The following is a 10331-nucleotide window of genomic DNA, read 5'->3' on the forward strand; positions in this document are numbered from 1 at the left end:
GGGGGAGGGGCACGGGGTGGAGGACTGGCGCGGCATGGGGGGCTGGCACGGCGGCGTGCTGATCGGATTCGACCTGGAGACGACCGGTACGGAACCGGGGGAGTCGCGGATCGTCACGGCGGCGGTGGTCGAGGTGCGGGCCGGTGAGGTGCGCGAACGGCGCGTCTGGCTCGCGGATCCGGGGATACCGATCCCGGAGGGCGCCTCGGCGATCCACGGGATCAGCACGGAGCGCGCCGTGGCGGAGGGCCGCCCGGTGCGGGAGGTCGCGGACGAGGTCGCGCGGGCGCTGGTCGGGCACTGGCGGCGGGGCGCGGTGGTCGTCGCGTACAACGCGGCCTTCGACCTGACCCTGTTGGCGGCGGAGCTGGCCCGGCACGGGCTGCCCTCGCTGGCCGACCGGCTGGGCGGGGCACCGACCGGGCCGGTGGTGGACCCGCTGACCATCGACCGGGCCGTGGACCGCTACCGGCGCGGCAAGCGGACCCTGGAGGCCGTGTGCGGGGTGTACGGGGTCACCCTGGACAGCGCGCACGACGCGGGTGCGGACGCGCTGGCCGCGGTGCAGGTGGCCCGCGCGATAGCCGCCCGCCACCCGGAGGTGGCGGCGCTGACCCCGGCCGATCTGCACGCCCGCCAGGGCGGCTGGCACGAGCGCTGGGCCCGCGACTTCCAGTCGTACCTGCGCCGCCAGGGCACTCCGGACGCGGTGATCGACCCGGCGTGGCCACTGCGGAGCCTGCTGCCGGCCTCGGCCTGACCCGCGGGCCGGGCGATCCGGCACGGCCTCGATGCCTCCTGCCTCGGCCGGTTCGCGGGCCGGTGTCGAGAGCTGCGGCCGGCGGCCGCAGTTCCCATATCGAGAAGGGGACGGTCATGCACTCACTCGGGCGGGCACTCGTACTGGGCGCCGGAGGTCCCGTTGGCACGGCCTGGACGGCTGGGCTCGTCTGCGGACTGCGCCGCGCCGGGGTGGATCTCGGCGGGGCCGATCTGATCGTCGGCACCTCGGCCGGCGCGATCACCGCCGCACTGCTGGCCACCGGTCAGGACCCCGAGCGGCTCGCCGCTCCCGTGCGCCCCGCCGACTCCGACGGCACTCCTCCCCAGGTGGACGGGCGTCGGCTGCGCGAGGCGTTCGCCGTGCTCGGTGATGCCGCCTCGGACCCGGCGGGGGCGCGGCGTCGAGTGGGCCGGATCGCGCTCGCCGCCGAGACCGGCCCCGAGCAGGCGCATGTCGCCCGGATGCGCGCCATGGTCGGCGCGGCCCAATGGCCGGACCGGCAGCTGCTCATCCCCGTGACGGACGCCGAGACCGGCGAGCAGGAGGTCTTCGACCGCGCGAGTGGCGTACCGCTGGCCTCCGCCGTGGCGGCGGGCACGGCCTTCCCGGGCATCTACCCGCCGATCACCGTCAACGGCCGCCGTTACATCGACGGCTCCCTGCGGTCGGCGACCAACGCCGGACTCGCGGCCGGAGCCCGTACGCTCGTCGTCATCGACCCGCAGGCGCACCTGTTCCCCCGCGAGTTGCTCCACCGGGAGCTTGCGGTCGCCGCCGCGCACACAGCGGTGACCGTCGAGCCCGGTCCGGCATCGATACGCGCACTCGGCTCGGACCTGAATGACCGGACGGCCTGGGAGCCGGCCTACCAGGCGGGTCTTGGCCAGGCCGTCGATGCCGCAGAGCGGCTCCGCCTCGCCTGGAAGACCGGATCCGACGCGGACTGAGCGCCTCCCGGTCTCCGGCAGCCACCGAAGCGAGCCGTCCGGCCGCCAGGATCACGAGCGACCGTCGGAGTGCCCGGCGGGCCACTCCTCGCAGTACTCCAGGTGGAGGTCGCGGTCGTGGGGGTGGCAGTACAGGCTTCGGCAGTAATGCGTGCCCGGGTGGTGGAACAGCTGGCCGGGGCCCCTGCGGGCGAGGTCGGCGAAGAGTCCGGCGCCCATCCGGAACATCGTGGTGCTTCCCGTCATGAACAGCGTTTCGCCGTGGATGTCCTGGTGGAACCGGTCGTGGTTCTCCCGGTGGTGGAGGTCCGGTACGCCGGGGTCCGCGTCCGGGTCGGGGCCGGGCAGGTCCACGGTGCGGGGCCGCCCGGGGCCGAGCCGGCCGCGGAGCTCCTTCCAGCGGGACGGGGCGAACTGCAGGGAGTGGTGCAGCAGGACCAGGTCGAGCGGGCGCCCCCGGCCCAGGGGCTCCCCCTCCGGTCCGTGTTTCGCGTTGGCCCGGATCGGCAGGTGTACGAGGGTGCGCGGCGAGGTGGCGGCGAGGGCCCAGAGCCCTGCGGCGATCTGAGCGGCCTCCTGGTCGAACCGGCCGTTCAGGAACCAGGAGGTGTCGACGAGCACCGCGCGGGCCGGAGTCCGGGCGGGGCGTACGACCTTGAACTCGGTCGCGCCCAGGCGGGCGGTGTGGAACGTGGTGTGCAGTCTCATATGCGCACCTTGGTACGGCACTTCCTAGAAGGCGTGCCACCGCATTTCCGGGTCGCCGTCGCGCAGGGAGGCGACCCGGCGCCGGAATTCGGCCAGCGCCCGGGGGTTGGCCGGGGCGTGCTGGGCAACCCAGGCGCAGCTGGCCGTCTCGCGCGCGCCGCGCAGCACCCGGCAGCCCTCCCACTCGCGCACGTCCCATCCGTACGCCGCGACGAAGGCCTCGTACGACGGCGCCGGCACCCCGTACCGGTCGCGGGAGAGGGCCGTCACCACGAGATCGTGCTCGCGCAGGTCCGCCGAGACGGTCTCCAGGTCCACCAGGACCGGTCCGTCCGGCCCCACGTGCACGTTGCGGGGAAGGGCGTCGCCGTGGATCGGGCCCGGCGGCAGATGCGGAGTGAGTGCGGCCACCTCGCCCGCGTACGCGTCGCGCCGGGCCCGCAGGTACGCCGCGTCGGCCGGGTCGACGGCCTCGCCGGCCAGCCGCAGCCAGCGCTCGACCCCGCCCAGCAGGTCCCGCGCGGGCAGCGCGAACGGTGCCTCGGGCAGGGCGTGGATCTGCCGCAACAGCGCCGCCAGGTCCTCGGGACCGGCCGGCCGGACCGCGTCCGCAAGGCGGTGCCAGACCGTCACGGGGTGCCCCGCCACCAGCCGCGGCTTCGGCTCGGCCGCTCGGACCGCGGGGATCCCGGCCTCTTCGAGCCAGCCCGCCACCGCGAGCTCCCGCTCGGCCCGCTCCAGCAGCGACGCCTCCCGGCCGACCTTCACCACCAGGTCGCCGGCCGCGAACACGGCGTTCTCGCCCAGCGCCAGCAGAGCGGCGTGCCTCGTGAAGCCCGCCGCCGTCAGTACGTTCCGGGCCTGCGCCTCGTCCATGCCGTGTCTCCGGATGCGGATCGTCGTGAATCCGCCAAGTCTCGCATCCGGACGATCCGAACGGGCAGCCGCGGGCGGTGCCGGGCGGCGGACGGAGGGAGGTGGGTGGAGGGAGGTGGGTGGAGGAGGTGGGTGAGGTTGGCCGAATCTCCGTTGCACGAGACGTATCGTCTCGTTAGCCTCGGTGCATGACCTCAGCGAACCCCGCCCACATCGCCATGTTCTCCATCGCCGCCCACGGACACGTGAACCCGAGCATCGAAGTGATCCGCGAACTCGTCGCCCGCGGCCACCGCGTCAGCTACGCGATCCCCGCCTCCTTCGCCGAGAAGATCGCGGAGACCGGCGCCACACCGGTGATCTGGCAGTCCACCCTGCCCACCGACGACGAGCCCGAGGCCTGGGGCACCGAGCTCATCGACCACATCGAGCCGTTCCTGGACGACGCCGTCCAGGCCCTGCCGCAGCTCGCGGCCGCCTTCGAGGGCGACGCACCCGACCTCGTCCTCCACGACATCACCTCCTACCCGGCGCCCGTCCTCGCCCACCACTGGGGCGTCCCCGCCGTGTCCCTCTCCCCGAACCTCGTCGCCTGGACCGGGTACGAGGAGGAGGTCGCGGCACCGATGACGGCCGCGCTGCGGGCCTCCGAACGGGGCCGCGCGTACTACGCCCGCTTCCGGGAGTGGCTCGACGAGAACGGCATCGACGAGGACCCCGACCGGTTCGTCGGCCGTCCACGGCGCAGCATCGTGCTCATCCCCCGCGCCCTCCAGCCGAACGCCGACCGCGTCGACGAGTCCGTGTACACCTTCGTCGGGGCCTGTCAGGGCGACCGCAGCGCCGACCAGGGCACCTGGCGGCGCCCCCCGGCAGCCGACGGGAAGAAGGTGCTGCTCGTCTCCCTCGGCTCCACCTTCACCAGGCAGCCCGCCTTCTACCGGGCCTGCGTCGAAGCCTTCGGCGACCTGCCCGACTGGCACGTCGTCCTCCAGATCGGCAAGTTCACCGACGAGGCCGAACTGGGCGCCCTCCCCGCCAACGTGGAGGTCCACCGCTGGGTTCCCCAGCTGGACATCCTGCGCCAGGCCGATGCCTTCATCACCCACGCGGGCGCCGGCGGCAGCGCGGAGGGCCTCGCCACCGGCACCCCGATGGTCGCCGTCCCGCAGGCAGTCGACCAGTTCGGCAACGCCGACGTCCTCCAGGCACTCGGCGTCGCCCGGCACGTCCCCATGGAGGAGGCCGACGCCCGGACCCTGCGCGAGGCCGTCGTCGCGCTCGTCGGGGACCCCGAGGTCGCCGCACGCGCCGAGGCCGTCCGCCACCGCATGGCCACGGAGGGAGGTGCGCGACAGGCCGCCGACCTCATCGAGGCCGAACTTCCCCCGGTGTCGGCGCGCCGTCCTATCGTTCGGGCATGACCACGAAGAAGTACGCCGCCCTGCTGCGCGGAATCAACGTCGGCGGGGCCAAGCAGGTCCCGATGGCCGAACTGCGCGAGGTCCTGACGGGCCTCGGCCACACCGGCGTGCAGACCTACCTGCAGAGCGGCAACGCCGTCTTCGCGACCACCGGGAAGGATCCGGCCGCCCTGGCCCGCGAGCTGGAGCGGGCGATCGAGGCCCGCTTCGGCTTCGCGGTGGCCTGCCTGGTGGTCGACGGGGACTACCTGCGGGCCGTTGCCGAGGCCTGCCCCTTCCCGGCCGCCGAACTGGAGGGCAGGCAGCTGCACGCCACCTTCCTCTCCGAACAGCCGGGCGAGGAGAGGTTCGCCGCGATCGACGGGCCCGCGTACCTCCCGGAGGAGTACCGGATCGGCGACCGGGTCGTCTACCTCTACGCTCCGGACGGCCTGGGCCGCTCCAAACTGGCCGAAGCCCTCTACCGGCCCGCCGTGTTCAAGGGCATCGACGCAACGACCCGCAACTGGAACACGGTCGCCAGACTCGTCGAACTGACCCAGGACTAGCGGGCGTCGGCCGCGCCGCCGCGGGGGCGGCGCCCGATCGGCGGACCGGACGCCGCTGCCGCTCGCCTCAGGCCGGTGAGGAGCTCGCCCGGCCGAGGTGACGGGCGAAGAACCGGGTGGCGCTGTCGGCCTCGAACCTCGGCCAGTTCGCGTGCCCGCCCGCATTGGCGTGCAACGACTTCTCCTCCGAGGCGAAGGCGTCGAACAGCGCGAGGCCGGCCTCGCGCGGGATGCGCTCGTCGTCCCACTGCAGGGCGAACTCGATCGGCACGGTGATCCGCTTCGCCGCCTCCAACAGGGCATCGGGCCACATCATGCCGAAGACGGCGGCCGTGATCCTGGGCTCGGCCGCCACCAGCGGCACCCCGATCGCGGTACCCATGGCGACGCCGACGTATCCCACCGGCCCGTCGGCGCCGATCTCCGGGAGTTCCTGGAGGGCGTCGAGGACCGCCCGGTACTCGGGCACGGCGAGCTCCGCCAGACGGGCGTTGTACGGAACGACGACCGGGCCCTCGGGCTCGCCCGCCGCCTGCGCCCTGCGCAGCTCGGAGATGGCCTGTTCGTCGTGCGCGCTGCGCGGCCGGTCGCCGTGACCGGGCGCGTCGATGACGGCGGCATGGAAACCGCAACCATTCACGAGGAGGTGGGCCCGGCCCACCATCGCCGCATGCCTCTTGTGGGCGCCGCCGCCGTGGCCCATCAGGACCAGGGGTGCCCGATCGGCGCCGGAGGCCGGCGACCAGAGGACGCCGGGGACGCCGCCCACGGTGAAATCGCGCTCGCGCACGCCGTTCGACGACGACTCGGCGGTGAACTGCAGAGAATGCATGGGTGTTGCCTTTCGGGAGTGCCTTGTGGTCGAGGCGCTCCCGGCGACACCTACGTCAATCGCAGGCCGTGACGGAAAGGGGGAGCACCCACGTCGATACAGCGTTCACGGGTCTCACCTCCTCGGGCGGTGTCACGGTCGACTGCAAGCTACAAGCCCGGGCACCGGCCCGTCGAACCCTTTTCCGCCGCGTGGCACCGCGACGTCGGCGGCGCGCCGGCCCGCCCGGCACCGGCGTCGGGGACACGCCTTCCACCATGCCCCGAGCGCACCACAGGACGCCCGGTGTGCCAGGCTCCTGGCCATGCGTTACATCATCATCGGCGCCGGGGCGATCGGCGCGACCATCGGCGGCCGGCTGGCGGAGACGGGCACCGAGGTCGTCCTCGCCGCGCGCGGCGCACACGCCCAGGCCCTCGCGGCGGACGGGCTGCGCCTCACGACCGCCGACGGCACCCGGGTGCACCGGATCCCCGTGGTCACCGGCCCGGCCGAACTCGGTGAACTGCGCCCCGACGACGTCCTGCTGCTGGCCGTGAAGACCCAGGACGCGATCGCCGCGCTCGACGCGTGGGGCGACGCGGAGGTGGCCGGCGGCGGCACGGCGGCCCAGCGTCTGCCGGTCCTGTGCGCGCAGAACGGGGTGGAGAGCGAGAGGCTGGCGCTGCGCCGCTTCGCCCGCGTGTACGGGGTGTGCGTCTGGCTGCCCGCCACCTTCCTGGAGCCGGGGGTGGTGTCCGCGCTGTGCGCGCCGCTGACGGGCGTCCTGCACATCGGGCCGGCCGCCGGGGGCACCGATGCGCGGGCCCGGCGGATCGCGGCCGACCTGGAGAAGTCCGGTTTCGCGGCGCCGGTCGTCGAGGACGTGATGCGGTGGAAGTACGCGAAGCTGCTGGGGAACCTGGGCAACGCGATCCAGGCGACGACCGGCCCCGAACAGCACCCGGCGAAGGCGGCGCTCCTGCTGCGCGCGCAGCGGGAGGGGCGGGCGGCGCTCGCGGCGGCGGGCATCGCGTACGCCTCCGAGGAGGAGCAGGCGGCGGCGCGCGACGGCAAGGTCGACCACCCCCCGGTCCTGCGGGGCGGTTCCTCCTGGCAGTCCCTGCACCGGGGCACGGGCTCCATCGAGGCCGACTACCTCAACGGGGAGATCTCCCTGCTGGGGCGTCTCCACGGAGTGCCGACCCCGGTGAACGACACACTGCGCCACGCGGCGAACATCTTCGCCCGCGAGGGCCTGCCGCCGGGGGCGATGTCGGTCGAGGACCTGACGGCCCTGGCCGACGAGGCGGCGGCCAGGACCTAGGCCCTGTCGTCAAACTCCCGTCGTCGCCCGGAGGGCGGCCCCGCGGCGTCTGGTGCGTGCTCTCGGCGCGCCGGGCGGAAGACCGCGTACTGGACGTACTTGGCTTTCGCCCGGTGCGGCGAGAGCGCGTGCCAGGTGTCGCGGGGCAGACGGCAGTTTGACGACAGGGCCTAGGGCTGTGACCGGAGAGGTTCACCGTCTCGCAACGCCCGGCACGGCACCTCGCTGCGTCGTCGGATCGCGCGGGTACGGCGAGTACGGGCTGCGGCCCTCCGCCTTGCGGTGCACCGCACCGGACGCCGTGAACCGGCGAACCTTCCCGGCCACGGCACGCCCCGAGCCTGGGGAATCAGGCCGCGGCCAGGAGCGGCACGCTGCGCGGCGCCGTGTCGTAGCGGCGCAGGAGCAGGCGGGCCACCTCCGGCGCCGCGCCGAGGACGGCGGACACCAGGTCCGCCCCCGCTGCCTCCGCGCCGGCCACGATGCGGTCCGGGAGACGCCCGGGGGCGAGGACGTACGGCGCCACCACCACCCGGCGCGCACCCTCCGCGCGCAGGGCCCGTACGGCGTCCTCCGTACGGGGCAGCGAGGCGGAGGCGAACGCAGGCCGCACGGCGCACCAACCGGTGTGCCGCCACTCCCGCGCGATTTCAGCGATCACTGCGATCGCCTCCGGGTCCGAGGAACCGGCGGACGCGAGCACCACCGCGGTGCCGGCGCGGTCCGCCGGGGTGAGGCCCGCCTCCGCCAGGCGCCGCTCCAGCGCGCCGACCAGCAGCGGGGACGGGCCCAGGACGTCCGCGATCCGGACCGACAGGCCCGGCAGCCGGGACGTGGCTTCGGCCAGCACCGCGGGTATGTCGGACTTCGCGTGGAACGCCCGCGTCAGGAGCAGCGGCAGGGCCACGACCTCCCGTACGCCCGACCGGTACAGGCCGGACGTCACCTGCGCCACCGTCGGGGTGTCGAAGTCCAGGAAGGCCGTCTCCACCCGCAGCCCCGGCCGCAGCGCCCGCACCCGCCGGGTCAGGGCGTGCACGGTCGCCGCGTGCCGCGGGTCGCGGCTGCCGTGGGCGATGACGAGGAGGACGGGGGCGGGGGCGGGGGCGGGGGCGCGGAACACGGGACTCAGCTCTTGACCAGCAGGCCGCGGCTGCGCAGCACCCACCGCTCGACCGGGCTGAAGATCAGCAGGTCGATGGCGATGCCGACCACGAGGATCAGGATGATCGCGAGGAAGACGCCGGGCAGATCGATGTTGTTGCGGCCGTTCTCCAGCAGCTGGCCCAGGCCCAGGCCCAGGTCGGGGGAGCTGGCGATGATCTCGGCGGCCATCAGGGAGCGCCAGGAGAAGGCCCAGCCCTGCTTCAGTCCGGCGAGGTAGCCCGGCAGGGCGGCCGGCATGATCACGTGCCGGGCTCCGCGCAGGCCGGTGGCGCCGAGCGTGCGGCCCGCCCGCAGGTAGAGCGGCGGGATCTGGTCGATGCCGGAGACGAGGCCGTTGGCGATGGACGGGACCGCGCCGAGCAGGATCACCGTGTACATCATGGCGTCGTTGAGGCCGAACCAGAGCACGGCCGGCGGCACCCAGGCGACCGACGGCAGGGACTGCAGGCCCTGGAGGATGGGGCCGATCGCGGCGCGGACGAACTTGACGCGGGCGACGAGCAGTCCGAGCGGCGTGCCGATGGCCAGCGCGAGCAGGAAGCCGAGCAGACCGCGGGAGACGCTGGTCCAGACGACCTCCAGCAGGGTGCCCTTGAGCCACATCTCGGACAGGCTGTCCCAGACCGCGGACAGCGCCGGGAGCTTCGTCTCGTCGGTGACCTTCGCCGCGACGAGGACCTGCCACACCAGGAGCACCAGGCCCACGGCGATGAACGGCGGGAGGACCTTCTTGACGAGGACCTCGCGCGCCGGGGTGCGGTGGGTCTGGACCGCGTCGAGGGCGTCCAGGCCGGCCTCCAGACCGGCCAGGTCGTCCGTCTTCGCCTTCGTGTCAGTGCTGGCCATGGCGGCGGATCTCCCCACGCAGGTGTTCAGTGATCTCGACGGACAGCTCCGCGACGTCCGCGTCCTCGATGCGGCGCGGCTGCGGGATGTCCACGGTCCATTCCTTCGCGACCCGGCCGGGCCGGGAGGAGAGCAGGACCACGCGCTGCGCGAGGCGCACGGCCTCGCGCACGTTGTGCGTGACGAAGAGCACGGAGACGTCCGTCTCGGCCCAGATGCGGGTCAGTTCGCCGTGGAGCACGTCACGCGTGATGGCGTCCAGTGCCGCGAACGGCTCGTCCATCAGCAGCAGCCGGCTGTCCTGGGCCAGGGCCCGGGCCAGGGCGACGCGCTGGCGCATGCCGCCGGACAGCTCGTGGACGCGCTTGCCGTGGGCGCCGCCGAGACGGACCAGCTCCAGCAGGCGCTCGGCCTCCGGCTTGCGGTCGGCCTTGGCCACCCCGCGAAGCCGCAGGGCGAGTTCGATGTTCTTGCCCGCGGTGAGCCACGGGAAGAGGGCGTGCTCCTGGAACATCAGGGCGGGCCGGCCGGCGGTCTCGATCGTGCCCGCGGTGGGCTCGTCGAGTCCGGCGACCAGGTTCAGCAGGGTGGATTTGCCACACCCCGAGGCCCCCAGGATGGTGACGAACTCGCCGGGCGCGACATCGAGGCTGATGTCGTCCAGGACGAGCTGCGATCCGGCCGGGCCGGAGAAGGACTTCGAGACGTGCTCGATGCGGGCGGCGTGCGTCTGCTCCGCTACCGTGCCCTCGGCAGCCTTGGCGAGCGTGGTGGCCATGGTCGTCACCTCCTGGGATGCGTACGGGCTTACTTGGCGCCGAGGCCGGCGTCGGTGACTTCGGGCTTGCCGGCTGCCTTGAGGACCTTGTTGAGGAGGGTGAGGTCGTAGATGC

10 protein-coding genes and 1 pseudogene are annotated in these 10331 nt (G+C 73.8%); 5 read left to right on the plus strand and 6 right to left on the minus strand.

Annotated elements, in window-relative coordinates; genetic code table 11:
* Nucleotides 1–34 precede the first annotated feature (34 nt).
* Both ACIPK4_RS30555 and ACIPK4_RS30560 read left to right on the plus strand, forming a co-directional pair.
* The gene (locus ACIPK4_RS30555) at nt 35–760 is read left to right on the plus strand and encodes a 3'-5' exonuclease (protein WP_402318528.1); all 726 of its coding nucleotides are present in this window, start codon (nt 35–37) and stop codon (nt 758–760) included.
* Nucleotides 761–876: 116 nt separating this feature from the next.
* Nucleotides 877–1731, plus strand: a complete 855-nt coding sequence (locus tag ACIPK4_RS30560; protein WP_402318531.1) for a patatin-like phospholipase family protein — start codon at nt 877–879, stop codon at nt 1729–1731.
* A gap of 51 nt (nt 1732–1782) precedes the next feature.
* On the opposite strand, the gene ACIPK4_RS30565 is transcribed toward ACIPK4_RS30560, so the two are convergent.
* Together ACIPK4_RS30565 and ACIPK4_RS30570 are read right to left on the minus strand one after the other, a co-directional pair.
* A complete protein-coding gene (locus tag ACIPK4_RS30565; protein WP_402318534.1) occupies nt 1783–2439 on the minus strand; it encodes a hypothetical protein in 657 nt (218 codons plus the stop codon).
* A 24-nt stretch (nt 2440–2463) separates the two neighbouring features.
* Complete coding sequence (locus ACIPK4_RS30570; protein ID WP_402318536.1) at nt 2464–3315, minus strand: phosphotransferase enzyme family protein; 852 nt, start codon at nt 3313–3315, stop codon at nt 2464–2466.
* A 138-nt stretch (nt 3316–3453) separates the two neighbouring features.
* Between ACIPK4_RS30570 and mgt the strand changes: the two are divergent.
* Nucleotides 3454–4739 (plus strand): annotated as a pseudogene (gene mgt, locus ACIPK4_RS30575) (macrolide-inactivating glycosyltransferase).
* On the plus strand, nt 4736–5287 hold the full coding sequence (locus ACIPK4_RS30580) for a DUF1697 domain-containing protein (RefSeq protein ID WP_402318539.1): 552 nt from the start codon (nt 4736–4738) through the stop codon (nt 5285–5287). Before mgt ends, ACIPK4_RS30580 begins: the two are co-directional and overlap by 4 nt.
* A gap of 67 nt (nt 5288–5354) precedes the next feature.
* Here ACIPK4_RS30580 and ACIPK4_RS30585 read toward each other — a convergent pair whose 3' ends face one another.
* The gene (locus tag ACIPK4_RS30585; protein WP_402318542.1) at nt 5355–6119 is read right to left on the minus strand and encodes an alpha/beta hydrolase; all 765 of its coding nucleotides are present in this window, start codon (nt 6117–6119) and stop codon (nt 5355–5357) included.
* A gap of 304 nt (nt 6120–6423) precedes the next feature.
* Between ACIPK4_RS30585 and ACIPK4_RS30590 the strand changes: the two genes are divergently transcribed.
* A complete protein-coding gene (locus tag ACIPK4_RS30590; RefSeq protein WP_376192840.1) occupies nt 6424–7425 on the plus strand; it encodes a ketopantoate reductase family protein in 1002 nt (333 codons plus the stop codon).
* Nucleotides 7426–7774: 349 nt separating this feature from the next.
* Here ACIPK4_RS30590 and ACIPK4_RS30595 read toward each other — a convergent pair whose 3' ends face one another.
* The 3 genes from ACIPK4_RS30595 to ACIPK4_RS30605 are packed head-to-tail and all read right to left on the minus strand — an operon-like array spanning nt 7775 to nt 10216.
* Entirely contained in the window at nt 7775–8548 is a 774-nt protein-coding gene (locus ACIPK4_RS30595) for a sirohydrochlorin chelatase (protein ID WP_402318545.1), read from the minus strand.
* A gap of 5 nt (nt 8549–8553) precedes the next feature.
* Nucleotides 8554–9438, minus strand: a complete 885-nt coding sequence (locus ACIPK4_RS30600; RefSeq protein ID WP_402318547.1) for an ABC transporter permease — start codon at nt 9436–9438, stop codon at nt 8554–8556.
* Nucleotides 9425–10216: an ABC transporter ATP-binding protein gene (locus tag ACIPK4_RS30605; RefSeq protein WP_402318550.1), complete on the minus strand. Its 792-nt coding sequence runs from the start codon at nt 10214–10216 to the stop codon at nt 9425–9427. Before ACIPK4_RS30605 ends, ACIPK4_RS30600 begins: the two co-directional genes overlap by 14 nt.
* Between the last annotated feature and the right edge of the window lie 115 nt (nt 10217–10331).

The sequence above is a fragment of the Streptomyces sp. NPDC086989 genome, from assembly GCF_044745505.1.
Classification (GTDB): Bacteria; Actinomycetota; Actinomycetes; order Streptomycetales; family Streptomycetaceae; genus Streptomyces.

Excerpts from the sequence above, each read along its gene's own strand:
- ACIPK4_RS30605 (WP_402318550.1), bottom strand. The coding sequence starts at position 10,216 with ATGGCCACCACGCTCGCCAAGGCTGCCGAGGGCACGGTAGCGGAGCAG.
- ACIPK4_RS30600 (WP_402318547.1), bottom strand. The coding sequence starts at position 9,438 with ATGGCCAGCACTGACACGAAGGCGAAGACGGACGACCTGGCCGGTCTG.
- ACIPK4_RS30560 (WP_402318531.1), top strand. The coding sequence starts at position 877 with ATGCACTCACTCGGGCGGGCACTCGTACTGGGCGCCGGAGGTCCCGTT.
- ACIPK4_RS30570 (WP_402318536.1), bottom strand. The coding sequence starts at position 3,315 with ATGGACGAGGCGCAGGCCCGGAACGTACTGACGGCGGCGGGCTTCACG.
- ACIPK4_RS30565 (WP_402318534.1), bottom strand. The coding sequence starts at position 2,439 with ATGAGACTGCACACCACGTTCCACACCGCCCGCCTGGGCGCGACCGAG.
- ACIPK4_RS30590 (WP_376192840.1), top strand. The coding sequence starts at position 6,424 with ATGCGTTACATCATCATCGGCGCCGGGGCGATCGGCGCGACCATCGGC.
- ACIPK4_RS30585 (WP_402318542.1), bottom strand. The coding sequence starts at position 6,119 with ATGCATTCTCTGCAGTTCACCGCCGAGTCGTCGTCGAACGGCGTGCGC.
- ACIPK4_RS30580 (WP_402318539.1), top strand. The coding sequence starts at position 4,736 with ATGACCACGAAGAAGTACGCCGCCCTGCTGCGCGGAATCAACGTCGGC.
- ACIPK4_RS30555 (WP_402318528.1), top strand. The coding sequence starts at position 35 with ATGGGGGGCTGGCACGGCGGCGTGCTGATCGGATTCGACCTGGAGACG.